We start from the raw sequence: 22,196 nt of genomic DNA, 5'->3' as shown, positions 1-22,196 counted from the left end.
GTAGGCGATTGCAACCCTTTGCAGCGCGCGTCATGGTGCAGACCATGCGCGGGGGGGATGCGATGTCGGTTGAACAGATCGGACAGATTGACGGGCGGGCGGTGCAGGCAGTGACGCTTGGCGGCGGTGCCGGGCCGCGAGCGCGGGTGATCACTTATGGCGCGCGGCTGGCCGAATTGTGGGTGCCGGGCCGCGCGGGCGTGCTGGCAGATATCGTGCTGGGCCATGACGAGGCGACGGGCTATCGCACGGCCAAAGGCTATCTGGGGGCGACCTGCGGGCGCTATTCCAACCGCATCGCGGGCGCGCGGTTCATGCTGAACGGGCGCGAGGTGCTGCTGGATGCGAATGAGGGCGAAAAGCACCTGCATGGCGGCCGGGAAGGGTTTGACCGCAAGATCTGGAACATCGCCGAAGTCAGCGCGCGCGCGGTCACGCTGACCGCCACGGCCGAGGATGGCGAGATGGGCTATCCAGGGCGGCTGTCGATGCAGGTGCGCTATTGGCTGGACCCAAGCGACCGGTTGTGGATCGCGATGGAGGCCAGCACAGACGCCGCCACAGTGGTCAACATGGTCAACCACAGCTATTTCAACATGGCTGGCTCCGGGTCGGTGATGGGTCAGCAGCTGCGGCTGGGGTCCACACATTACACCCCGGTTGGTGCCGATCTGATCCCCACGGGCGAGGTGTTGGCGGTGGCTGGAACACCTTTTGACTTCATGGCCTTGCGGGAAATCGGGGCTGCGGTGCCGTCTGATGCGGGCTTTGACCATAACCTGTGCCTGACCGGGCCACTGGTGCCGAAATGGGGCGAAACCTTGCGCTTTTGCGCCGAGGCGGTTGACGCGGCTTCGGGCCGGCGGATGGAGGTCTGGACCACTGAACCGGGGGTGCAGCTCTATACCGGAGCATTTCTGGGCGGTGGGGGGCCGGGCAAAGGCGGCGTGCCGATTGCGCCCTTTACCGGGTTCACGCTGGAAACCCAGACCTTTCCCGACAGCCCTAACCGGCCTCAGTTTCCCTCGGCGCGGCTGGAACCGGGGCAGCGCTATCGGCATCTGATGGCGTTTGATTTCACGCCGCTGCCCGGCTGATCCCCGGAGTGCAGGTCTTGGGCACAGGTCTTGCTGACGCTCAGCCTGTGATGAACGGCGGGGTGAACCCCGCCCTACACCGTCTTGGCCGCGAAATGGTGCAGGGCCGCGACAGCGCAAGACGCAAGACGCGCCATGGGACTGTCAGAACGGGAATTCAGGATGACAGGCACACGCGCGCCAAGCACAAGCCCTGCGCCTTCGGCATGACTGATATAGGCCAGTTGCTTGGCCAGCATATTGCCGGCATCAATCCCCGGCACGACCAATATATTGGCGCGCCCAGCCACGCCCCCGGTCAGGCCCTTGGTGCGGGCGGCGGCCATGTCCACCGCGTTGTCCATTGCCAACGGACCTTCGACCTGCCCGCCCTTGATCTGGCCGCGCTCGGCCATCTTTGACAGCAGCGCCGCATCGATCGACGACTGGATCGCGGGGTTTATGGTTTCCACCGCTGACAGCACGCCCACGCGCGGGTCCATCCCCAAAGACAGCGCAAGGTCGATGGCGTTCTGGATGATATCCACCTTGGTCATCAGATCGGGGGCGATGTTGATGGCGGCGTCGGTGACCATGACGGGTTCGGGCAAGCCGGGCACGTCCATCAGGAACACATGGGTAAATTTGCGCCCCACCCGCAAGCCCCGGTCACGGTCCACCATCGGGCGGAGCAGGTCATCGGTGTGCAGATGGCCCTTCATCACTGCAAGCGCGCGCCCCTCATGCACCAGTTGGCATGCCATGGCGGCTGCGGCGACGTCATCGCCCGGCACGTCGATAATCTCAAACCCCGACAGATCCGCGCCGAGGGCTTTGCCTGCGGCGTGGATGGCATCGGCATGGCCGATAAGGATAGGTGTGATGATGCTCTGACTGGCCGCCAGCAGCGCGCCGCCAAGCGCGTTGGCATCGTCGGGGCAAACCACCGCTGTTGGCAGCGCAGGCAGCGGGCGCGCGCGTTCCAAGAGCGCGTCGAAATGGCGGTGACGCTGCACGATTAGTCCGGGAATGTGCTGGTTGTCGCGGTCGAACTTGATCTGCGGGGCCTGCACAATCGCCTCGCCTGACAGGATCAGGGCAGCATCGGCAGGACGGGTGACCTCGGTCTTCAGGCGCACGCCGCCATCGGCCAGTTTCTCCAGCACCGTGACCTGACACAGCAATTCATCCCCCGCGCAGGCGGCAATGTGATAGGTGAGCGACTGATAGCGCAGCACCGTTCCCGGCCCCGGAAGATGGGTGCCCAGAACCGCCGAGATCAGCGAGGCAATGAACATGCCCGCCGCCATCTGTTCGGGCTGGCCATCGCCATCCAGATCGCCGTTGGGCAGGTTCATCGGGTTGTAATTACCCGACGAGGCGGCAAAAACATAGAGATCATCCGGCGTGATCAACCGCTTAAGCTCTGCGGTATCACCGGGGCGCAGTTCGTCGAATGTGCGGTTGACCAGACGCATCGGGATCTCCTTGCCGGGAAAAGGCTGGCCCTTGCTTGCCAGCCTAGGCGCCTTGCGGCAAGAAATTTCCCCCCCGCAAGACATGGCCTGCGGGGGGACTTGGGGCTTACGCCAGATCGAAGCGGTCGGCGTTCATCACTTTGACCCATGCGGCAACGAAATCGCGCACGAACTTTTCGGCGTTGTCGTCTTGCGCATAAACCTCGGCATAAGCACGCAGCATGGAGTTCGATCCGAACACCAGATCGGCGCGGGTCGCGGTGAACTTCACGGCCCCCGACGCACGGTCGGTGATGTGATACAGGTTGTTGCCCGCCGGTTTCCACTTCCACGCCATATCGGTCAGGTGGACAAAGAAATCGGTGGTCAACGCCCCCACGCGGTCGGTGAACACGCCATGCGCTGTGCCGCCATGGTTGGTGCCGATGACGCGCATGCCGCCGACAAGGCAGGTCATTTCCGATGCGGTCAGGCCCAACAGTTGCGCGCGGTCCAGCAGCAACTCTTCGGGGCTGACAACATAGTCTTTCTTCTGCCAGTTGCGGAAGCCATCGGCCAGCGGTTCCAGCACGTCGAAGGATGCTGCATCCGTCTGCTCGGCGCTCGCATCGCCACGACCGGGCGCAAAGGGCACGGTCACGTCAAAGCCAGCGGCCTTCGCTGCCTGTTCCACGCCATAAGACCCTGCCAGCACGATCACATCTGCAAGACTTGCGCCCGTGGTTGCCGCGATGGGTTCCAGCACCGACAGCACATGCGACAGACGCGCAGGCTCGTTGCCCTCCCAGTGCCGCTGCGGGGCAAGGCGAATGCGGGCACCGTTTGCCCCGCCGCGCATGTCCGACCCGCGATAGGTGCGGGCGGAATCCCAAGCCGTTGTCACCATGTCGGAAACCGACAGGCCAGAGGCCGCAATCTTTGCCTTGACCGCCGCCACGTCATAAGCGGTGTTGCCAGCAGGCACCGGATCTTGCCAGATCAGGTCTTCGGCCGGGGCTTCCGGCCCGATGTAACGGGTGCGCGGCCCCAGATCGCGGTGGGTCAGCTTGAACCAAGCGCGGGCAAAGGTTTCCGAGAAATAGGCATGATCAGCGGCAAAGCGTTCGCAGATCGCGCGATAGATCGGATCGACCTTCATCGCCATGTCGGCATCGGTCATGATCGGCATCACGCGGATCGACGGGTCTTCGACATCCACCGGCATGTCTTCTTCGCGAATGTTGATCGGCATCCACTGGTTGGCCCCGGCCGGCGACTTTTTCAGTTCCCACTCATAGCCGAACAGCAGGTCAAAATAGCCGTTGTCCCACTTGGTCGGATGGGTGGTCCACGCGCCCTCGATGCCCGAGGTCACGGTGTTGCGCCCGACGCCACGGCTGGTGTTGTTCATCCAGCCAAGGCCGCCTTCGACAATGTCGGCACCCTCTGGCGCAGCCTGCAGGGCACCGGCATCGCCGTTGCCATGGGTCTTGCCGACGGTATGGCCACCAGCAGTCAGGGCTGCGGTTTCTTCGTCATCCATCGCCATGCGGGCAAAGGTTTCGCGCACATGCAGGGCGGTCATGGCCGGATCAGGCTGGCCGTTCACGCCTTCGGGGTTCACATAGATCAGGCCCATCTGCACGGCGGCGAGCGGGTTTTCCATGGTGGCCGGGTTTTTTACATCATCATAGCGGGTGTCGGACGGTGCCAACCATTCCTTTTCCGCGCCCCAGTAGATGTCTTTTTCGGGGTGCCAGACGTCTTCACGGCCAAAGCTGAAGCCATAGGTTTTCAGACCCATCGACTCATAGGCCACTGTGCCAGCCAGAATGATCAAATCGGCCCAGCTAATACGGTTGCCGTATTTCTTCTTGAGAGGCCACAGCAGGCGGCGCGCTTTATCAAGGTTGGCGTTGTCAGGCCACGAGTTCAGCGGTGCAAAACGAATGGTGCCAGTGCCGCCACCACCCCGGCCATCGGCCAGACGGTAGGTGCCCGCCGAATGCCACGCCAGACGGATCATCAGGCCGCCATAATGGCCCCAGTCTGCCGGCCACCAGTCCTGACTGTCAGTCAATAGCGCAATCAGATCAGCTTTGAGCGCGGGCACGTCAAGATTTTTGACCTCTTCGCGATAATCAAAGCCTTTCAGCGGGTTATACTTGGTGTCGTGCTGATGCAGGATGTCAAGATTCAGCCCCTTTGGCCACCAATCCGCCTTTGCGGTATCTTTCGCCGTCAGCGATCCGTGCATCACCGGGCATTTGCCGCCCGACCCGATATCGTTTCCATCCATGTCAACTCTCCGCTTTTTGCAAGGTGGCACAGCCGATCCACAGATCAGGCAGCACGAATCGCCGCCCGCAGAACCATGGCTGCTTAGAATCTCTCTAACATGGCATTGCGATAATTAGAATTTGCATTTTCTAATCAACATTATATGTTTTTCTTATGAAAGCCTTGTCGATGAAACATTTGCGCTACTTCGAGGCGCTGGCTCTGCACCGCCACTTCGGACGTGCAGCCGAGGCCTGTGCGATTTCGCAACCCGCGCTGTCAATTCAGATGAAAGAGCTGGAAGACATTCTCGGCGCGCCGCTCATCGAACGCGGGGCACGCCAGATCAGCCTGACTCCTCTGGGCACAGATTTCGCGCTGCGCGTGCGCGGGATTTTGCAAGCGGTCGAAGAACTGGGCGATCTGGCGCGCGCTTCTTTTGGTCCGCTGACAGGGCGACTGCGGATCGGGGTGATCCCGACAGTCGCCCCCTATCTGCTGCCACGGATCATGAAAGACCTGTCCGCGCAATTTCCCGATCTGGACCTGCGCCCGCGTGAGGCGATCACGCAACGGCTGGTCGAAGACCTGATCGAGGGGCGTCTGGATGCCGCTTTGGTGGCCTTGCCGGTCTCTGAGCCCTCGCTCACCGAATACCCGCTGTTTGACGAGGAGTTCATTCTGGTGCGCCCGGAATGGGATGCCAACAAACCCGTGCCCAACCCCGAAACCCTGCGCGAGATGCGGCTTTTGCTGCTGGAAGAAGGGCATTGCTTTCGTGAACAGGCGATTTCGTTTTGCAAACTCGGCTCGGCCCTTCCGCGTGACCTGATGGAGGGCAGTTCGCTGACAACCCTCGTGCAGATGGTGGGTGCCGGGATAGGGGTCACGCTGATCCCACAGATGGCGGTGGCGGTTGAAACCCGCTCGGCAGCGGTGGCGGTTGCGCGCCTGCCTGCGCCGCGCCCGTCGCGCACTATCGGGCTTGTCTGGCGCAAGACCAACCCGTTGGCCAGCCAGCTTGCCCAGATGGCCGATCTGATCCGCACCAGCGGCACCGCGACGGACTAGCCGCGCGCCCTGTCTGCGCTACACTTGACCGATGTTCATCATCACACCCCGCACCATCCCGAACCGCGCCGCATTGGAGTTTCGCCAGACGCCCCGCCGGTTTTTGGGCCGCAGCTTTGTCTGGCCCCGGCGCGGAGGCTGGCGGCTGAAGGCGCGGGTGATCTTTGAAGTGGAACTGCTGCGCTATCTGGTGGCGCTGGCCCCCTTTGCCGGAATGGCGCTGCTGTGGCGCGACTCCGCACTGGCGATCGCACAAGCCCCGGCGCTGATGGTGCTGGTGATCTATGGGGTCGAGATGCGCTTTCTGCGCCTCTCTCCTGCCGCCCGAGATGCCCTGTTGAACCCGGCAGAACAAGACCGCATGGGCGATCTTCTCGCCGCGAGGGGCCGGACAATTCTGACCCGGATCGGCGCGCGCGGGCGGCTCACTACCGGCACTCTGCATCTGGTAGTGGAACAGTCCGAATTGGCCCGCGTGGCGCCGCTGACCTTTGTCACGGTGCAAAGTGACGACGGCCCCGCCATCCTTGATCTGTCCGATCAGGACCAAACCCTGATCCGCGACACGCTGTTCGCTCCGCCTCTGACCGAGGCCGAGATGCAAAAGCTGACACTGGCGCGAAAGGATACATTAAGCGTTATCAGCCTTGAGCTGCGGGCCATTCCCGCCCATGCGCGCATGGCGGCGCTGACCGGCTTTGCCTGACGCCGCGCAGGCGGCGGCTGTCGCAGATTTGAGTATTCAAGACCAAGATGAAATAACAAGCAGGTTTCGCTTTCATCTTGGCAAAAATACGCATCTTGCGACGATGCCGTCCAGTGCGGCGGATCAAACCACAAGGTACCTAATGTGCCAACTCCAGCACATGGCCAAAGGGAGGCGCGGGCGCCGTACGGCTCAGCCCCCAGATGACTGGCATGCCACGCGGGGGCAGGCCGAATGGGCCGTCAAGATCGGTCAGAATCACTGCGACGGATGCCCCAAGCCCCTGTGCTGCCGCGATGGGGGACGCGAAATCAGTGCCACCGCCGCGCGGCCAGTCCAGCCCCGCGATCTGGCTTTGCCAACGGGCGGGGTCAAGCCGGTGCTGCCACCGCACCGCATCATCGAACGCAATCAAATAGATTTCGGCGGCCACGCGGCGGGCGACGCCAGCGGTTTCGGACAGGAAGCGGTGCAACAACGGGCCTTCGACCGAGCCGGAAGCATCTATGGCCAGTGCGATGCATGGCACCTCGACGCTGCGACGTGTGCCGGGACGAAAGCCGGGGGTGGGCGCACGGGTTGCCCGCGCCAGTGCCTCGGCGGCGATCCAGTCACGGGCGGGTCGGCGGTGGGTCTGCATCAGACCGGGCAGCAGCGCGCGGGAAAGCAGGCGGCGCAAGACGTGTTCCCACGGGGTGCGCGGCGGCGCAAGATCGGCCAGTCGGTGCCCGATCAGGCCAAGCCCGCGCCCCGCCATCCGCCCCGCCTCCAGCGCGCGGGTCAGATGCTGGCGCCACTGCGCGGCCTGATCGGCTCCGTCGGGGCTGTCGGCATCTGGGGTGGCGCGGGCGAGATCCGGGGTGAAGCCTGCGCGCTGCGCCAGCTTGCGTGCCTGCTCTGCCGCGTTGGGGCTGTCGCCGCCCTGCCCGTTTGGTCCTTTGCCCTTGCGCTTGTCGTTCCCCGAATCGCACAGGCGCAGATACAGCCGATCCACATCCCATTCGGCCAGCGCATCGGGCCCAAAAGGCAGGCCAAGCGCCTGTTCGAGCACGTCGCGCAAGGTAAGGGCGGGGCGCGGCATGGCATAGTTTGCCGCCAACAACGCCTCATTGATCAGGGCATCGGCGGCAATGCCATACAGGGTTTCGTCGAAGCTGCCCCCCAACCGCTGTGCCATTGCCCCCATGCGCGGGCCATGACGCAGGGCCACATGCAGGATGTGATGGGCGGCAAGCCCGGTCTGCTCGTGCGGGGCAAGCTGGCCAAATCCGGGGCCATAGTAGATCGTCACCCCATCGGTGCGCGCGGCGGGACCGTCTGCCGCATCGCGGTGTGCGCACCACAGCGCCAGCGCCCCAAGCGCCGGATCGTCGGTGGCCAGCCGCACCAGCGCGGGGCGGGCGCGGTCAGAATGCGCGCCAGGCGCGATCACACGCCGCCCTCGGCCCGCGCGCGTGCATAGGCCTGCCAGTCGGGCGAGGCGGCAAAGTGGTCTACCCACCCGTTTGTCAGCGCCTTTTGCAGCAACAGCTCAAAGCCATGCGTGCAAAGTTCGGCCAAGGGCAGGCTGCGCAACTCTGGCTCGCTGCGGTGCTGGTGCAACTTGCCCACCCCCACCATCAGCGCGATCACCGGGGCAATCGTGGATTGTTCCACTGCGCCAATCAGCGCATAGGTCAGTGCGGTCAGGCCGTGCAGCGATGTGGGGTAAAGCGCCCAGCGATCGGCGGGGCGGGCTGCGATCATCTCATCCACCCGCACGCTTGCGGCGATATCGGCCAGCACCAGGGCAAATTCGGCCGCCGGGGCCTCGCCCACCGCGCCCGAGATCATCACATCACGCAGACGGCGGTCGGCCACAGCGGTCACAATCGCACTGACCCGTGCCCAACTGCGCGGGGTGCAGGCGATCACCTGTCCGCGCTGAAGCGTCTCGGCGGTGGTTTCCAGCAGATCGGGTCGCGCGCGGATAAAGGCGGGGATCGCAGGATGCAGACGCTCCGGCAGGGCATAGTTTTCCACCCAATCCTGCGCAGTGGCGCGCAAGGACAGGTGGATCAGCCGGTCCGACAGCGCAGTGCCCATCTCATAGGCAATCGCGCCATCCTCGGGGCCGTTGCCAGCGGCCACAACAAAACATCTGTCAGGCAGGCGGTGCCGCCCGATCCGGCGCTCTTGCAGCAGGCCATAGACTGTCGGCTGCAAGGCTGGGGGGGCGGCTGTCAGCTCATCCAGAAACAAGACCGAGGGCTGGCCGGGGTCGTCGGGCAGATCTTCAGGGCGATACCAGACCGTGCGCTGTGCGGCGTGGTCGTAGTAAGGCAGACCGCGCAGATCCTGAGGCTCTATCGTGGTCAGGCGCAGATCGAACAGCATCGCCCCTGCGCGGGCAGCAAGGGCCTGCACAATCTCGGTCTTGCCGATGCCGGGGCGGCCATGCAGCATCCAGCTTGCGGTCATGCCACCGGCGGTCTGGGCCTGCCAGCCCTGCCACAAGACGGCTGCGGCCTCGCCCGTGGTGACGGGCATGGTATTGACGGACATGGCATTCCTCCCGCTTAGGAACATAGTGGGGCGGCGGGATCTGGCAACCGGGGGTCAGCGCGCGAATTTGATCGGCAGGGTAAAGGTGTAGCTGGCCTCCGTCAGGCCAGCAGGGGCGGCGGGAAAGCTGCGCGCCGCCTGCACCGCGCGCACCGCCGCCTGATCCAGCGCGGCATGGCCCGAAGATTTGGCGACCGCCACGCCCGCAAGCTGACCCGCGCGGCTGACGGTCAGGCGCACCGTCACCGTGCCAGAGGCGCCACCCGCGCCCGTGGGATAAGATTTGCGCCGCTCGATCCGGGTGCGGATAGATGCCCCCCACCCCGCCTTCAGATCATTTTGTCGCGCCTTTGTCAGGGTGGCCGATTGTGCTGACCCGCCTGTCCCCGCCTGCGCGCCGCCGCCACTGCCCGCCGCACGTTGGGCCGGTTGCGCGGCAGAAGATGACTTTGCCGCAGGCTTTGCGGCTGGTTTGGGCTTTTCGGCGACCTTGGACGCCGTGGCGGGATTGTCGGGTCGGGACTTTGGCCGTTGTGTGTGCTCGGGTGCCAGTTCCGGTTCCGGGTCTGGCTCCGGTAGTGGTGGGGGCGGCAGGCTGACATCGGCCATCGGTACTGCCTCGGCCAGTTGCGGCAGGGGCAGTGCCTCGGCCACGGGCATCTGCTGCGGAGACGGATCAGGTGCCGGGGCCAACAGTGGCGGTGTATCGGGCAATGCCGGGGGTGTCAGATCGGCCAGCGGCTTTGCCTCGGGCATTGGCTGGCGGTCCCAGTCGCGGATCAGATCGGCAAGCGCAGCATCTGCGGCCTGCAACGACACCAGATCGTCGCCCCCTGCTCCGGCTGCGACGGCACCGACCGTCTCGGGGCGCAAGGAAAAGGCCGCGACATGCAAACCTAGCGCCAGCGCAAGAGCCAGCCCAGCGTGCAGCCGCGCGCTCATGGTGCCGCTCCGGTCAGGGCAACCAGCTCGATCTGCGCAAACCCAAGCGAGGTCAGTTGTGGCAAGATTTGCGCCAAACGCGCCGCGGGCAAGGCAGCATCGGCGCGCAAGGTCAGGCGCGGGGGGGCCGCAGTGCAATCATTGGCGACGCAATGCCCGGTGTGGGCGGCGGCAAGCGCGACCAGGGCAGGATCGCCCGTGGTGTCGCCATAGCCAAGCAGGCCGTCAGCGGAGATGAACAAGGCAAAATCGCCCTGCGCCTCGGCTTGCGCATGCGCTTCGGGCGGGGTGACGGCAAAGGGTTCGGGTGGGGTCATCCGGGCCGAGATCAGGAAAAAGATCAACAAAAGGAAGACCACATTGATCATCGGCAGCAGGTTTTCCTGCGCGCGGCGGCGGGGGGGATCAGAGAAATCCACAGCCCTACTCAACCAGCACCAGACGGGTGAAGCCCGCGCCGGTCAGCCGGTCCATCACCGCCACCAGCGCCTGAAGATCGGCTCCGTCGCCAGCGCGCAGGATGATCGCATCGAAGGGGTTTTCGGTCAGGCCGCGCAACGCATCGGCCAGCGCGTCGGGAGCAATGGCCACGCCGTTCAGACGCAGGCCATCGGCGGCAAGGTCCACCAGACGCGGCGGGCCGGAATAGGTGCCGCCCCCGCCCGCGACAGACAGCGGCAACGCCCGGTCCATGCCAAAGCGCGAGACCAGCATGAAAAACACCAGCAATAGAAAAACCACGTCGATCATCGGCGTCAGATTCGGCCGCCTGCGCGGGCGTTCAGTGCCAAAGGTGATCATTCGGCGGCCTTGTGCGACACAGGAACCGCGCGCGCACCGTGCAGGATGCGGGTGGCGGAATCCTCCATATCATGGCGCAGCCCATCCACGACACTTTCAAACCACGTCAGCGCGATCGAAGCCGGAATCGCCACCGCCATGCCTGCGGCGGTGGTCAAAAGCGCCTCCCATATCCCACCGGCAAGGGCGGCAGGGTCGGCGCGCGACCCGGCCTCTTGCAGGGCCTGAAAGGCGACGATCATGCCGGTGACGGTGCCCAGCAGGCCCAGCAGCGGGCCGATGGTTGCGGCCAGTTCAAGACCGCGCAAACCCGCACGCGCACGCGCCAGAAGGCCACGCGCCACACGCCCGGTTTCGGCCTCGGCGGCGGTCTGGTCAAGCGCGGGATTCAGGGCGAATTGCATGGCGGCCAGCGCCAGACGCGCACGAAGCGAGCTACGACTGGCAAGCATTGCGATGGCCTGCGCGGCCTGACCTGCGGCCCAAAGGTCAAGCGCGTGCGCAGTGTGACGCCCTCCCGACCAAGCGCCAAAGGACAACAGCCGCATCACCTTCCACAGGATCAACGCCACCGTCAGCACCGACAGCACCGCAATCGCCCACATCGCCGGGCCACCCATGGCGACAAAGTCGATCAGGCGGGCATAGCCATCCTGAAGCGCGGGCGGGGCTGGTGTGATCGGCTGTTCCATGCGGCTCACTCTGATCTGACCGGCGGGAAGCAGGTTCCGACCGCCTTGGCCTTCATCCGCCATCACGGCACAGGTTTCAACCGGGTTTCGCCGGATCGGCAGGGATCGCCATGCCAATCCGCACCGGTAGCCAGCTTAAAAGTCGGTCGGCGCGCCACCCTCTTGTTTGCGACGTGCAACAAAGCGGGCAAGGTCTTCGCGGGCGGTGTCGTCCATGTCGGGCGCCTCGAACTCGGCCAGAATCTGCTTGTAGATCCGATGCGCGCGTTCGGGCGTCCAAAGCGCGCCATCGGCTTGCCACGCCTCATAGTTGCGCCAATCACTGGCAAAGGGGGCGTAGAACGCTGTCTGATAGCGGTCTTGCGTGTGCTGGCAGCCAAAGTAGTGCCCGCCTGCCCCCACCTCGCGGATGGCATCCAGCGCGATATCGTCATCAGAGGTCGCAAAGGTCGCTTGCTCAAAATAGCGCTGAATCATTTGCAGCACTTCGCAATCCATCACGAATTTTTCGGGGCTGGCGATCAGCCCGCCCTCCAGCCAGCCCGCCGCGTGATAGACAAGGTTGGTGCGCGACTGCACGGCTGCCCACAGACTGTTCGAGGTTTCCCACATCGACTGCCCATCGGGCACATTGGCCGCACACACACCGGATGACCGCAGCGGCAGTCCGTAGAACCGCACCAATTGCCCGGTCATTTGCGTGGCACGCATATATTCTGGCGTGCCAAAAGCGGGCGCGCCTGATTTCATATCGACATTGCTGGTAAAGGTGCCAATTGCCACCGGGCAACCGGGGTTGATGTATTGCAGAAGCGCAATGGCCGCCAGTGCCTCGGCCAAGGACAGCGCCACCGCACCTGCCATGGTCACCGGGGCCATCGCACCGGCCAGCGTGAATGGTGTCACTACCACCGGCTGACCACGCCGGGCCATCCGCATGGCCCCGTCCAGCATCGGGTAGTCATGTTTCAAGGGACTGACCGAATTGATGTTGGTGAACATGCGCGGGGCCGAGTCAAATTCCGAAGGTGTCAGGCCAGCAGCGATGCGGACCATTTCCATCACATCCTCTACCCTCTCCGCCCCCAGCGAATAGGCGTGAACCACCTTGTCTGTCAGGGTCAGCTGATCGTGCAGACAGTCCAGATGGCGCACACTTGCATGCACATCGACGGGTTCGACCGGATAGCCGCCGTTCAGATGGATGCAGTTGAAGTACTGCGTCAGCTTGGTGAATTCGCGAAAGGTCGCCAGATCGCCCGACCGCTTGCCACGTTCCAGATCCCATGCGTTGGGTGGCGAGGATACGTTGCCGAACAAGATATGCTTGCCACCCATGATCACACGGCGGCCCGGATTGCGCGGGGTGATGGTGAAGCTGTCCGGCGCATGGGCCAGCATCTCCATCACAAACGCTTCGTCCATGCGGACATTGGTGCCCGACACAATACAGCCCGCACGGGTCAGGATCTCGACCGCCTCGGGGTTCAGAAATTCGATGCCGATGTCCGACAGGATCGTCATGGCACCACGATGAATGCGCTGCACACCGTCGCCGTCCAGCGGCTCGGTGGGGTGGTCCGGGTTGACCGGGATGCGCCATGGCATCTGATCAATCACAGCAGAGCCGGCACGCGCCTTGTTGCCTGCCCGGCCCCCGGCACGACGTTTGCGGTCTTGCACATCACTCATCACGCATCCTTTCACCCGATCGGTGTCTTGTTGGGCAGGATGACTGAAAGCAGGGCAGCGCGCGCCATACACTGGCGACGTAAAAGCGTCGTTTTTAGGCTGCGCGTCCGGCCAGCCAAAGGGGGAGCGCACCGATATCGGGCAAAACCACATCGGCATGGGGGGCAAGATCGGCCTGCGTCGCAATGCCGGTCAGAACGGCGATGCACAGCATCCCCGCCGCACGCCCGGCATGCAGATCGTGCAGGCTGTCACCGACCATGGCCACGCGGGCCGGATCAAGACCGGTTTGACGGGCAAAGGCCAGACACATGCCGGGGCCGGGCTTGGCCCCATGGCCTGAATCGTAACCGGCGATGAAATCAAACAGATCGGTCAACCCGTGGGCGGCAAGATGCGCGCGGGCGGGAACTTCGGTGTCATTGGTGGCAAGACCCACGCGCAACCCCTTGGCGCGCAAGATTTCCAGCAACGGCCGCAGTGGCACGGCAGGCACCATCTGGGCACGCGCGGCGGCGGCGTTGATCAGCGCAGCAACCCCCACCACGCTTTGCCCCGGCAGATGGGGGTGCAAGGCGGCGGCAATGTCGCTGGCGGTGGCCGCAATCACCGGGCTGTCAGGCGCGAATGTGCCGGTCGTCAGATCATAGCCGATGGCCTGCCCCAGTTGAGCTGCGTGATCCTCGTCGCGCGCAATCTGTCGGATCAGCGTCTCAGCCCACTCGCCCCAGCTGCGGCGAAAGTCGAACAATGTGCCGTCTTTGTCAAAGATCACGCCGTCAATCATGTGTGCATCCTGCATTTGTAGCCTTTACCAAAGCGATCATGTCCAATGCAGCGACTCGCCGCCCGGCAGTGCCGCGCGCGCCAGCATCGGCGCGTCATAGCGAAGTCCGTTTGCATCGCAAAAAGCCACAACCCACGCATCATCCATCAATATGAAGTCAAGGACCGACCCAAGAAACTCCGGCTCTGCCGCACGCGCGGCCAACTCGTCCGGGGAAAGCCCGGTAGACCCCATAAAAACCGGCAGCAGATCTTCATTTCCCGCCAGCCAGGCCAGGGCCTGTAAAGCATGCATTTCAGCGGAATCTTGCCTAGACATCTTATATTTCCTGGCTTTTTGGGCAGTTTGTCGACAGTTTTCGTCAAAGGCTAAGAAAACTCTTATTGCTTCCGCAACCATTCCTTAACCAAATTGCGAGATACAGACTATCAATAAATTCACTTCAAACCTGAGTAGCATGGACGGCAGAATCCTCATCATTGATGACGTTGCGACCAACAGGATTGTCCTGAAGGTAAAGCTTGGTGCTGCGCGATATCATCCCATGATTGCGTCCGGCGGCGTTGAAGGTTTGCGTATGGCACGCGCACATGTGCCGGATCTGATTTTGCTGGATCTGATATTGCCAGATCTGTCTGGCATTGATGTTCTCAGACGCCTGCGCGAAGATCCTGTCACCCGCGATATTCCGGTTATTGTTGTGTCCTCATCAACGGCGCTTGATGACCGTCTAGCCGCATTTGAGGCGGGGGCGGATGATGTGTTCGTAAAACCCTATGATGACGATCTGATGCTGGCGCGCCTGCGCAACCTGTTGCGCGGCCGTCAGGAACTGACGGATCTGACCAAAGGGCACGACCCTGCGATGTTTGGCCTGGCAGAAACCGGAGCCGATTTCCGCCACCCTGGGCATCTGGTGCTGGTCACCGACCGCCCGGAGATGGCGTTGAAGCTGCGTCACGACCTGTCGCCGATAATGCGCGACACGATTTCGGTGCTCAAGCACGCGAACGCGTTGTCCGACACCGACACGTCGAGCAGTGCGCCGGATATCTATGTGATTGATGCAGATGGCGCGCAATCTGACCGGGCGCTGCGTCTGCTGTCTGACCTGCGCAGCCGCGCGGCGACCCGCCATGCCGGGATTTGCCTGATTACAAGTGCCGCACCCCGATCCGAAGTGATGATGGGCTTTGATCTGGGCGCGGATGCGATCCTGAACACTGACCAGACGATCCCGGAAATCGCCCTGCGTCTGCGGGCGGTGCTGCGCAGCAAACGGCGGGCCGATCTGCGGCGCGAACAGGTGCAGGACGGGCTGCGTCTGGCAGTCATTGATCCGCTGACCGGGTTGTTCAACCGCCGCTACGCCACCGCGCGCCTGACAATGATGGCCGAGCGGGCGGTCAAGGATGGCCGGGCGCTGGCAGTAATGGTGGCGGATATCGACCGGTTCAAATCCGTGAATGACCGCTATGGCCATGCGGTTGGCGACGATGTGCTGATTGAGGTCAGCCACCGCTTGGGCGCTAATCTGCGCGCTGATGACCTGTTGGCCCGAATTGGCGGTGAAGAATTTCTGGTCGCCCTGCCCTTTACCACTCTGGATGAGGCGCAGGCCGTCGCCCGCCGCCTGTGCAATGAGGTTGAGAGGCGCCCAGTTCTTCTGCCGGGCGGCGAGGCGTTGAGCGTGACCGTATCCATCGGGCTTACGCTGTCGGATGCCGTGCCTTTGGGCGGAGTGCGGGCAGACCCGGATCTGGTTGATGCGCTGATCGACCGGGCGGATCAGGCCCTTCTTGCCTCTAAACGGGCCGGGCGCAATCAGGTTACACTGGCCCGGAATGCCGCCTGACCCGGATGGGTCAGTTGCGGGGTTGCTCGTCGCCGCGCCCCGGTCTTTTGCCGCCGCGCGCCAGCGATTTCTCCAAACGCTCCACAAATACCGCCCGTTCGGTTTCTGACATCTGCACCACCAATGTCACCAGCGCGTCACGCCCGCCTTCGGCACGGCTGGCCATGCGGCGGCTTTGCGTCTCAACCGCGGCCTGAAAGGCCACCGGATCAAAGGGGCTGGCGCGCAATGCAGCCAGCACGGCATCGAAATCACCCCGCATCTGAGCCCGCATTTCGCGCAATCCCGGCCCATTCTCAACAAAACCACGCAGCATGGCGCGGCGTTGATCGCGTGTCAGTGCCTCGGTAAAGGGGCCAAAATTCAGATCACGCACAGCAGACGGTGCGCTGCGGCCAGCGTCCTGCCAGCGCAGCGCCATGCCCGCGACTGTGCCCGCCACCGCCAGGTTCAACGCCAGCGACACCGCCAGCAGGATCTTGACTCCGCGTCCTGTTGATTTGCCCGTTGACTTGGCGGGCGATATTGGCGGCGGTTCGGTCATTGCAAGGCATCCTCAATCAAAAGCGCATCAAAGCCGGGCAGCAGATCAAGGCTTTCGCTGACGCCAAAGCCGATGCTTCCGGCGAGCGACACCATCGGTTCGGGCTGGACATAGCCAATCACCAGCCCAGCCATCGCCGCGGTGCCAAGCCCCGCCACCGCCAGCGCACCGCCAAGCGCAGCGGCCAGCCGCGCCCAAAGACCGGGACGCACCGGCGCACGGCGTAGGGCCAAAGGCTGAAGCGCGCGCGCATCGGCCAGCACCCGCGCCATAAAGGCCGCGTCTATCTCGGGCGGATGGGCCTGCGCCTGCGCAAACAGCGCATCCAGATCGGCGTTCGGTGTCATGTCACTGTGCGTCTTCATATCCCAGTTCCTCTCGCCGCCCCGCCAGAAGCGCGGCCAATGCGCGTTTGCCCCGCGCGGTCAGGCTTTCCACCGCTTCAACCCCGACCTCCATGATCGTGGCAATCTCTGGGTTGGCAAGCCCTTCGATGTGGCGCAAGACCACAGCCTGCCGCTGACGGTCGGGCAAGGCCGCCAATGCCACCTGCAACGCGGCCATGCGGTCTGCCTCTATCATTGCCAGTACCACCGCCGGCTGATCGCTGGCGGGCTCGGGTGCATCGTCCAGCGGATCGGCGCGGCGTCGCTTACGGGCACGCAACCGGTCGGTCGCCAAATTGCCCACCACACGGTACAGCCAGGTTGTCACCTGCGCCTCGCCCGACCGCCAGTCGGGCGCGATACGCCACAGCCGCAGCAAAGCCTCTTGCGCCACATCCTCGGCTTCGGCCCGGTCGGCCAGCATCCGCAGCGCATGGGAGTATGCACGCGGGGCCAGACGTTGGGTCAACAGCCGTGCGGCTTCGGGATCTCCCTTTGCATAGAGACCCAGCAGCGCCTCGTCCGAGAGCGGGGCAGTTGTGTCGCGTGGCATATCCATCCTGTTGCTGGCTTATCGGCTTTCGCCCCCCGCCGGAAGGGCTACGCATCAACGCGGCCCCCCCTTGCAGGTCAGGATCAGTTGTTGCCGCGCGGGCCATGGTTGCCGCCCCGGTGCTCCCCGCGCTTGCCACCACGCTTGTCGCCGCGTCGCTCGGTCATGCGGTCCTTGGCGGCGGCTAGTTCAGCCTCGGAAATCGCGCCGTCCTTGTCAGTGTCCAACCGGTCAAACATCCGGGTGGGCATCGGACGGGTCGCCATTTCAGCGGCCGACAGCTTGCCATCGCCGTCTGTGTCCAGCCGCTCAATCATCTGTGCAGCCTGAGCGTTGGCCCGTTCAGTGGCGGTGCGGATATACATGGCGGCGATTTCTTCAGCAGACAACAGGCCATCGCCATCGGTATCAATCGCGGCGGTCCGGGCAGCGCGATACGCATCAATTTCGGCCTGCGTGACCTTGCCATCGCCATCCGCATCCACCGCGGCAAAATCCATCCCCGCCATCGGGCCCGCCATACCGCCCATGCCGCCCATCGGGCCACCCATACGGTCACCACGGTCGGCCATTGCAGCCCCTGCGGTCAGGGCGATGGCCAGCACCACCAGCGAGGCACCCACGATTTGGTTCTTATCGATCATTGGTCGCATCCTTTTTCAGACCGGCCCTTTGCTTTGTATCGGGCCTTGTGAATGTGAAACGCGGCACCGTCCCGGTTCCGTCGCAGAATGTTGCGGACTTGCGACAAAGCCGCGCAACGCTGTCGGGCGACCTCCCATATCCACATAGTTTGCGGTAACAATATGAGGCTTGAGCAGGTACGACTCACGCTGCCCCCAATATAAAAGTTGTGCGACCATGCCGGATACATTGATCTCCGCAGTTTCTGATCCCGTGATGGATGATCACGAGGACCGCGCCTTGCGCCCGGCCATGCTGCGGGGCTGGCACCGGCGCTGCCCGAATTGCGGCGCGGGGCAGATGCTGCGCAGCTATCTGAAAGTGCGCGACACCTGCCCGGTGTGTGGTGAGGCGTTTCACCATCACCGCGCCGATGACGGCCCGGCCTATCTGACCATTCTGATCGTCGGGCACCTGATGGCCCCGCTGATCCTGTATGTGTTTACTGCCTTTCGGCCCGACCCGCTGGTGCTGGCCTCGGTGTTCTCAGTGGGCACGGTGGCATTGTCGCTATATCTGCTGCCCCGGCTCAAAGGCGTGATGGTGGCGATCCAGTGGGCCAAGCGGATGCATGGCTTTGGCCGGTCTCGTGCTGGCGACTGACCCCCCGATCCGCGCGGCGGCAACGGTCATCTTGTGGCGCGAAACGTCGCTTGGGGCACAGGTGCTGATGGGGATGCGTGGGGCAGCGGCCGCGTTCATGCCATCGAAATACGTGTTCCCCGGCGGTGCTGTTGATCCGGGCGATGGGGCCAACCCTTTGCCGATGAACGCACTTTGCGTCCGTCGTCTTGGCATCTTGGCCAACGATGCCGCCCCCTCACCCGGCGCTTTGGCGGGTGCGGCGCTGCGTGAGTTGCATGAGGAAACCGGACTGGTCTTGCCTGCCACCGACGCGCCTGCGCTGCGCTTCGTGTTTCGCGCCATTACACCGCCCGGTCGCACACGCCGGTTTGATGCGCGGTTCTTTCTGGCCGATTCGGGCTACCTGGCTGGGTCACCAGATGATTTCAGCGCGGCAGGGGATGAGCTTTCACACCTGCACTGGATCGGGCTGGCGGAAGCCCGCGCGCTTGATCTGCCGTTCATAACCGAAGTGGTGCTGGCCGAAGTGACCGCAAGTCTGCGTGGTGCGCCAGATCAGGGTGTGCCGTTTTTCGACAACTCTGGCACCACGCCGACGTTTCGACGAATCGTATAAGCGGCGTCGGCCTGCATCAGCGGATGCGGCACCGGGTCTTTGGCACGAAAGAAGTGTCGTGCGAATATCTGGGCATAGGAACGGTAGGCATAGCCGTCATTGCGGCGCAGGTAATGGTCACGGTTCGCGGCATACAGCGCAGGCAAACGATACCACGCCACCTGCGGGTGCATGTGGTGAACAACGTGCAGGTTATTGTTCAGAAACAACAATGCAAGTGGGCCACGGTCTTCGACAACCACCGTGCGGGCACGGGCGGCTTCATGCGCACGGTGTTCCAGATAGGTGCGGATTTTGAGCAACCCCGCCGCGATGTAGAACGCAATCAGATACCCCACCCACCCCATCGGAGCGTAAGCCAGCCACAACACCAGCAGCGCAAGCCCGCCAAGATGCAGCAGCCAGTCGCGCTGCACCGCGCGGTCATGGCGCAAAAGCCGCGCCTCGGATCGCAGCCAAAAGATGGTGCCAATCAGGGGGCCAATCACCATACGCCCAAGCAGCGTGTTGTTGGCACTCAGCACATGCTGCATCCAGCGCGGCTGGCGCGCCCAGACCACCGGGTCAAGGTAGTTCGATTCCGGGTCATCATAGGGATCGGTCAGGATCGGGTCGTGGTGATGCGCCAGATGGGTGGCGCGAAAGCGGCCATAGGGCACGGTGGGAAACAGCGCCGGAAACACCAGTGCCTCATTCAGCCACGGGGTCTGGAACGGGTGGCCATGCAGCGCCTCGTGCTGAAGCGAGGAATATTGCGTGATGGCCAGCGCCGTCACGATCACCGCCAGAACAGGCGACAGGGTGTAAAGCGTGGTGGTGCCAAAGGCCCACAGCCCATAGGTGACAATCAAAACGGACAGAGTAGGCCATTCAACTGCGGCGCGGCTGCGGTGGGAAAGGACTGGGTCGCTTTGGTCCAAGATGTTGATCCGTATGTGATAACCCTTTTGTGACTATCACTTGCGCTGCGCCCCGAAAACGCCAAGGATACGCAACAAAATATCACCTTCGTTGACTTTAATCACCAAAGGCGGGCTATGATCGACAAACGCATCCGGGCGGCCCTGTTCCGCACCCGATTGGCCGAGGCGATGGCCGAACGCGGCATGTCACAGGCGGCTTTGGCGCGGGCTTGCGGGGTGGATCGGTCCACCATCAGCCAGCTTCTGGTGTCGGACAAACGCATGCCCAATGCCCAGCTTGCCGCCGATTGCGCGCAATCCCTTGGGGTATCTGCCGACTGGTTGCTGGGCCTCTCCGGGCGGCCCGAGCCGATGGCAGACCTGTTAGCGATGCAGTTGACCGAAACCCAAGCCCCGCGTGCTCTGATCGACGAGGCGATCTTTGGCTGGCACCAAGAGGCGGCGGGCTACAAGATCCGCCATGTGCCCGCCACCCTGCCCGATACGCTGAAGACGCGGGCCATGGTCGATTGGGAATATGCGCCGCAACTGGGGCGATCGGCGGCGCAGGCGATTGGCGCGTTCGAGGACCGGCTAAGCTGGATGCGCGGCGCGCGGTCGGATTACGAAATCGCCCTGCCCCGGCACGAGCTTTTGGCCTTTGCCACCGCAACTGGCTATTACACCGGCCTTCCCGTCGCCCTGCGGCTGGAGCAGATCGACCGGCTGATAGAATTGTCTGAGGCGCTGTATCCGGCGCTGCGGATCTATCTGTTTGACGCGCGCCGGGTGTTTTCCGCTCCGATCACGGTGTTCGGGCCGCTGCTGGCTGTGCTGTATCTGGGGCGGCACTATCTGGCGTTCCGCGACACCGCGCGGGTGGAAAGTTTCACCCGGCATTTTGACTGGCTGGTGCGCGAGGCCGAAATCAGCGCCCGCGATGTGCCCGCGCATCTGCGCGATTTGCGGTCGCGGATTTCTTAGAAGGCCTGCAACAGCCTTGTGTCATAGCCGTTGAAATCGAAAATCTCACGCGCGGCGGTCAGGCGGTCGCGCGGCAAGGCCCCGCCCCGATTGAGGATAAAGCCAAACGCCCCAGACGGCGTACCGATGGCAAGGGTGCGGTAATCGGTATCGACCCAGATCACCCACCATTCCTGCCCGCCCGCGCGGAACCGACCCGGCCCGATGGCCTGCAACGGCCCGGTCAGCCGCACATCCTGCCCCGACAGGCACAGCCGCGCATTCACCGTCAGCGCGCCCGCCTGCCCGCCAATCTCTGCCCCACCGGGGGCACAGCCACCCGTCGTCGCAAAAGCCGCCGATTGCCGCCAGTTGCCCACGAGCCGCGCCTGATCAAACTGCGCGTTCGACCAGATCGGTGCGCCTGACGGTCGATAGCTGACCGCTTCAGGCGGTGCAGTTTTGGGCGCGCAGCCCGCCAGCACCACAAGGGCCAAGGCAAGACCACCCCATAACCCGCGCTTCAGTTGATACATTGGGTCAACATCCTTCCGGTCTCGTTCAGGATGTCATGACAGCTCAGCATTGGCGTAACCGGGGCACAGGTTCTGGACTTTTCAAGGCAATAACCTGTGCAATCGGTTGATTTCTGGCAGGATTTGCCCCCATCCTTGGTGGGCGACTGGCAAAAGGCTGCCGATCCGCCGCCCGCCACGCTCCACCGTCCGCCCCGCTTTTCGCAGGCCAGATGCGCGGCTGTCTTGATGGCCACGGGTGCTACCGGCTCTGCTGCAGCCGGGGCGGCGCCGGACGGCGCATCGGGCATCTTGTCCGGCACTGGTGCCAATGGCGCGGGGTCTTGATCATCAGGGGGTGGCACAGCCTTCGCCGCAAGGGGTGCCGCGCCATCCAACGAGGTCACCGCAATCTCCCCCCCGGTGATCGGGCTTTCCACAGCCGCCGCAGGCTCTGCCCCACCCCGATTGCCAAAGGGAAGCGCCTGACAGCCCGCCAGCCCAAGCAAAGCACACACTACAAAAGGGATCAGGCGCATGGTGCG

The 22,196-nt window shown here is 63.7% G+C and carries 25 protein-coding genes; 7 read left to right on the top strand and 18 right to left on the bottom strand.

Annotation, left to right across the window (positions count from 1 at the left end; all coding sequences use genetic code 11):
• Positions 1-8: 8 nt before the first annotated feature.
• Positions 9-1,097: an aldose epimerase family protein gene (locus tag Q8K08_RS06045; RefSeq protein WP_305249498.1), complete on the top strand. Its 1,089-nt coding sequence runs from the start codon at positions 9-11 to the stop codon at positions 1,095-1,097.
• A gap of 74 nt (positions 1,098-1,171) precedes the next feature.
• Here Q8K08_RS06045 and Q8K08_RS06040 read toward each other — a convergent pair whose 3' ends face one another.
• Together Q8K08_RS06040 and katG are read right to left on the bottom strand one after the other, a co-directional pair.
• Positions 1,172-2,554, bottom strand: coding sequence for a bifunctional enoyl-CoA hydratase/phosphate acetyltransferase (locus Q8K08_RS06040; protein WP_304800449.1), 1,383 nt, complete (start codon positions 2,552-2,554; stop codon positions 1,172-1,174).
• A gap of 106 nt (positions 2,555-2,660) precedes the next feature.
• Positions 2,661-4,832, bottom strand: coding sequence for a catalase/peroxidase HPI (gene katG / locus Q8K08_RS06035; RefSeq protein ID WP_305249496.1), 2,172 nt, complete (start codon positions 4,830-4,832; stop codon positions 2,661-2,663).
• 155 nt (positions 4,833-4,987) lie between these two features.
• Here katG and Q8K08_RS06030 point away from each other — a divergent pair, with 155 nt between their 5' ends.
• Both Q8K08_RS06030 and Q8K08_RS06025 read left to right on the top strand, forming a co-directional pair.
• Complete coding sequence (locus Q8K08_RS06030) at positions 4,988-5,884, top strand: hydrogen peroxide-inducible genes activator (protein WP_305249495.1); 897 nt, start codon at positions 4,988-4,990, stop codon at positions 5,882-5,884.
• Between the two features lie 31 nt (positions 5,885-5,915).
• A complete protein-coding gene (locus Q8K08_RS06025; RefSeq protein WP_305249494.1) occupies positions 5,916-6,590 on the top strand; it encodes a hypothetical protein in 675 nt (224 codons plus the stop codon).
• Between the two features lie 139 nt (positions 6,591-6,729).
• Here Q8K08_RS06025 and Q8K08_RS06020 read toward each other — a convergent pair whose 3' ends face one another.
• The 9 genes from Q8K08_RS06020 to Q8K08_RS05980 form a co-directional block, all read right to left on the bottom strand.
• Entirely contained in the window at positions 6,730-8,022 is a 1,293-nt protein-coding gene (locus Q8K08_RS06020; RefSeq protein ID WP_305249493.1) for a VWA-like domain-containing protein, read from the bottom strand.
• A complete protein-coding gene (locus Q8K08_RS06015) occupies positions 8,019-9,134 on the bottom strand; it encodes an ATP-binding protein (protein ID WP_304803341.1) in 1,116 nt (371 codons plus the stop codon). Before Q8K08_RS06015 ends, Q8K08_RS06020 begins: the two co-directional genes overlap by 4 nt.
• 54 nt (positions 9,135-9,188) lie before the next feature.
• Entirely contained in the window at positions 9,189-10,076 is an 888-nt protein-coding gene (locus tag Q8K08_RS06010) for an energy transducer TonB (protein WP_305249492.1), read from the bottom strand.
• Positions 10,073-10,495: a biopolymer transporter ExbD gene (locus tag Q8K08_RS06005; protein ID WP_305249491.1), complete on the bottom strand. Its 423-nt coding sequence runs from the start codon at positions 10,493-10,495 to the stop codon at positions 10,073-10,075. The genes Q8K08_RS06010 and Q8K08_RS06005 overlap by 4 nt, the downstream gene beginning before the upstream one ends.
• A gap of 4 nt (positions 10,496-10,499) precedes the next feature.
• The gene (locus tag Q8K08_RS06000) at positions 10,500-10,877 is read right to left on the bottom strand and encodes a biopolymer transporter ExbD (protein ID WP_304803335.1); all 378 of its coding nucleotides are present in this window, start codon (positions 10,875-10,877) and stop codon (positions 10,500-10,502) included.
• The gene (locus tag Q8K08_RS05995) at positions 10,874-11,569 is read right to left on the bottom strand and encodes a MotA/TolQ/ExbB proton channel family protein (RefSeq protein WP_304803333.1); all 696 of its coding nucleotides are present in this window, start codon (positions 11,567-11,569) and stop codon (positions 10,874-10,876) included. Before Q8K08_RS05995 ends, Q8K08_RS06000 begins: the two co-directional genes overlap by 4 nt.
• Before the next feature lie 135 nt (positions 11,570-11,704).
• Positions 11,705-13,261 (bottom strand): trimethylamine methyltransferase family protein, encoded by a 1,557-nt coding sequence (locus Q8K08_RS05990; protein WP_305249490.1) that lies wholly within the window; start codon positions 13,259-13,261, stop codon positions 11,705-11,707.
• Positions 13,262-13,355: 94 nt separating this feature from the next.
• Entirely contained in the window at positions 13,356-14,048 is a 693-nt protein-coding gene (locus tag Q8K08_RS05985) for an HAD family hydrolase (RefSeq protein ID WP_304797660.1), read from the bottom strand.
• A gap of 36 nt (positions 14,049-14,084) precedes the next feature.
• Complete coding sequence (locus Q8K08_RS05980) at positions 14,085-14,366, bottom strand: DUF3572 domain-containing protein (RefSeq protein WP_304797662.1); 282 nt, start codon at positions 14,364-14,366, stop codon at positions 14,085-14,087.
• A gap of 139 nt (positions 14,367-14,505) precedes the next feature.
• Here Q8K08_RS05980 and Q8K08_RS05975 point away from each other — a divergent pair, with 139 nt between their 5' ends.
• Positions 14,506-15,903, top strand: coding sequence for a diguanylate cyclase (locus tag Q8K08_RS05975; protein WP_305249489.1), 1,398 nt, complete (start codon positions 14,506-14,508; stop codon positions 15,901-15,903).
• A gap of 10 nt (positions 15,904-15,913) precedes the next feature.
• On the opposite strand, the gene Q8K08_RS05970 is transcribed toward Q8K08_RS05975, so the two are convergent.
• From Q8K08_RS05970 to Q8K08_RS05955, 4 genes are all read right to left on the bottom strand, one after another.
• Positions 15,914-16,447: a periplasmic heavy metal sensor gene (locus Q8K08_RS05970; protein ID WP_305249488.1), complete on the bottom strand. Its 534-nt coding sequence runs from the start codon at positions 16,445-16,447 to the stop codon at positions 15,914-15,916.
• On the bottom strand, positions 16,444-16,812 hold the full coding sequence (locus Q8K08_RS05965) for a dihydroorotate dehydrogenase (protein WP_305249487.1): 369 nt from the start codon (positions 16,810-16,812) through the stop codon (positions 16,444-16,446). The genes Q8K08_RS05970 and Q8K08_RS05965 overlap by 4 nt, the downstream gene beginning before the upstream one ends.
• Positions 16,796-17,392, bottom strand: coding sequence for an RNA polymerase sigma factor (locus tag Q8K08_RS05960; RefSeq protein ID WP_305249486.1), 597 nt, complete (start codon positions 17,390-17,392; stop codon positions 16,796-16,798). Before Q8K08_RS05960 ends, Q8K08_RS05965 begins: the two co-directional genes overlap by 17 nt.
• Before the next feature lie 77 nt (positions 17,393-17,469).
• The gene (locus Q8K08_RS05955) at positions 17,470-18,030 is read right to left on the bottom strand and encodes an EF-hand domain-containing protein (RefSeq protein ID WP_305249484.1); all 561 of its coding nucleotides are present in this window, start codon (positions 18,028-18,030) and stop codon (positions 17,470-17,472) included.
• Positions 18,031-18,286: 256 nt separating this feature from the next.
• Between Q8K08_RS05955 and Q8K08_RS05950 the strand changes: the two genes are divergently transcribed.
• Positions 18,287-18,673 (top strand): DUF983 domain-containing protein, encoded by a 387-nt coding sequence (locus Q8K08_RS05950; protein WP_304797610.1) that lies wholly within the window; start codon positions 18,287-18,289, stop codon positions 18,671-18,673.
• Positions 18,642-19,271, top strand: a complete 630-nt coding sequence (locus tag Q8K08_RS05945; protein WP_304797608.1) for an NUDIX hydrolase — start codon at positions 18,642-18,644, stop codon at positions 19,269-19,271. The genes Q8K08_RS05950 and Q8K08_RS05945 overlap by 32 nt, the downstream gene beginning before the upstream one ends.
• Here the strand turns inward: Q8K08_RS05945 and Q8K08_RS05940 are convergent.
• Positions 19,211-20,191, bottom strand: a complete 981-nt coding sequence (locus Q8K08_RS05940; RefSeq protein ID WP_304797607.1) for a fatty acid desaturase — start codon at positions 20,189-20,191, stop codon at positions 19,211-19,213. The two genes, Q8K08_RS05945 and Q8K08_RS05940, sit on opposite strands and share 61 nt — an antisense overlap.
• Positions 20,192-20,308: 117 nt before the next feature.
• Between Q8K08_RS05940 and Q8K08_RS05935 the strand changes: the two genes are divergently transcribed.
• On the top strand, positions 20,309-21,157 hold the full coding sequence (locus Q8K08_RS05935; protein ID WP_305249481.1) for a helix-turn-helix transcriptional regulator: 849 nt from the start codon (positions 20,309-20,311) through the stop codon (positions 21,155-21,157).
• Here the strand turns inward: Q8K08_RS05935 and Q8K08_RS05930 are convergent.
• Together Q8K08_RS05930 and Q8K08_RS05925 are read right to left on the bottom strand one after the other, a co-directional pair.
• A complete protein-coding gene (locus Q8K08_RS05930; protein ID WP_304801091.1) occupies positions 21,154-21,672 on the bottom strand; it encodes a lipocalin family protein in 519 nt (172 codons plus the stop codon). The two genes, Q8K08_RS05935 and Q8K08_RS05930, sit on opposite strands and share 4 nt — an antisense overlap.
• On the bottom strand, positions 21,660-22,190 hold the full coding sequence (locus Q8K08_RS05925; RefSeq protein ID WP_305249480.1) for a hypothetical protein: 531 nt from the start codon (positions 22,188-22,190) through the stop codon (positions 21,660-21,662). Before Q8K08_RS05925 ends, Q8K08_RS05930 begins: the two co-directional genes overlap by 13 nt.
• Positions 22,191-22,196 lie beyond the last annotated feature (6 nt).

The organism is Pseudotabrizicola sp., from assembly GCF_030684215.1.
In the GTDB taxonomy this organism is placed as follows: domain Bacteria; phylum Pseudomonadota; class Alphaproteobacteria; order Rhodobacterales; family Rhodobacteraceae; genus Pseudotabrizicola.
Note: the sequence above shows the minus strand (reverse complement) of the source record. Positions and strands in the feature narration are given on the sequence as shown.

What these genes read in the sequence shown, in the direction of transcription:
- Q8K08_RS05990 (WP_305249490.1), bottom strand. Translation starts at nt 13,261, where the DNA reads ATGAGTGATGTGCAAGACCGCAAACGTCGTGCCGGGGGCCGGGCAGGC.
- Q8K08_RS05945 (WP_304797608.1), top strand. Translation starts at nt 18,642, where the DNA reads ATGGCTTTGGCCGGTCTCGTGCTGGCGACTGACCCCCCGATCCGCGCG.
- Q8K08_RS05930 (WP_304801091.1), bottom strand. Translation starts at nt 21,672, where the DNA reads ATGTATCAACTGAAGCGCGGGTTATGGGGTGGTCTTGCCTTGGCCCTT.
- katG (WP_305249496.1), bottom strand. Translation starts at nt 4,832, where the DNA reads ATGGATGGAAACGATATCGGGTCGGGCGGCAAATGCCCGGTGATGCAC.
- Q8K08_RS05980 (WP_304797662.1), bottom strand. Translation starts at nt 14,366, where the DNA reads ATGTCTAGGCAAGATTCCGCTGAAATGCATGCTTTACAGGCCCTGGCC.
- Q8K08_RS05965 (WP_305249487.1), bottom strand. Translation starts at nt 16,812, where the DNA reads ATGAAGACGCACAGTGACATGACACCGAACGCCGATCTGGATGCGCTG.
- Q8K08_RS05960 (WP_305249486.1), bottom strand. Translation starts at nt 17,392, where the DNA reads ATGGATATGCCACGCGACACAACTGCCCCGCTCTCGGACGAGGCGCTG.
- Q8K08_RS05985 (WP_304797660.1), bottom strand. Translation starts at nt 14,048, where the DNA reads ATGATTGACGGCGTGATCTTTGACAAAGACGGCACATTGTTCGACTTT.
- Q8K08_RS05955 (WP_305249484.1), bottom strand. Translation starts at nt 18,030, where the DNA reads ATGATCGATAAGAACCAAATCGTGGGTGCCTCGCTGGTGGTGCTGGCC.
- Q8K08_RS06030 (WP_305249495.1), top strand. Translation starts at nt 4,988, where the DNA reads ATGAAAGCCTTGTCGATGAAACATTTGCGCTACTTCGAGGCGCTGGCT.
- Q8K08_RS05950 (WP_304797610.1), top strand. Translation starts at nt 18,287, where the DNA reads ATGGATGATCACGAGGACCGCGCCTTGCGCCCGGCCATGCTGCGGGGC.
- Q8K08_RS05925 (WP_305249480.1), bottom strand. Translation starts at nt 22,190, where the DNA reads ATGCGCCTGATCCCTTTTGTAGTGTGTGCTTTGCTTGGGCTGGCGGGC.
- Q8K08_RS05970 (WP_305249488.1), bottom strand. Translation starts at nt 16,447, where the DNA reads ATGACCGAACCGCCGCCAATATCGCCCGCCAAGTCAACGGGCAAATCA.
- Q8K08_RS06000 (WP_304803335.1), bottom strand. Translation starts at nt 10,877, where the DNA reads ATGATCACCTTTGGCACTGAACGCCCGCGCAGGCGGCCGAATCTGACG.
- Q8K08_RS06040 (WP_304800449.1), bottom strand. Translation starts at nt 2,554, where the DNA reads ATGCGTCTGGTCAACCGCACATTCGACGAACTGCGCCCCGGTGATACC.
- Q8K08_RS06025 (WP_305249494.1), top strand. Translation starts at nt 5,916, where the DNA reads ATGTTCATCATCACACCCCGCACCATCCCGAACCGCGCCGCATTGGAG.
- Q8K08_RS05935 (WP_305249481.1), top strand. Translation starts at nt 20,309, where the DNA reads ATGATCGACAAACGCATCCGGGCGGCCCTGTTCCGCACCCGATTGGCC.
- Q8K08_RS05975 (WP_305249489.1), top strand. Translation starts at nt 14,506, where the DNA reads ATGGACGGCAGAATCCTCATCATTGATGACGTTGCGACCAACAGGATT.
- Q8K08_RS05995 (WP_304803333.1), bottom strand. Translation starts at nt 11,569, where the DNA reads ATGGAACAGCCGATCACACCAGCCCCGCCCGCGCTTCAGGATGGCTAT.
- Q8K08_RS06015 (WP_304803341.1), bottom strand. Translation starts at nt 9,134, where the DNA reads ATGTCCGTCAATACCATGCCCGTCACCACGGGCGAGGCCGCAGCCGTC.
- Q8K08_RS06010 (WP_305249492.1), bottom strand. Translation starts at nt 10,076, where the DNA reads ATGAGCGCGCGGCTGCACGCTGGGCTGGCTCTTGCGCTGGCGCTAGGT.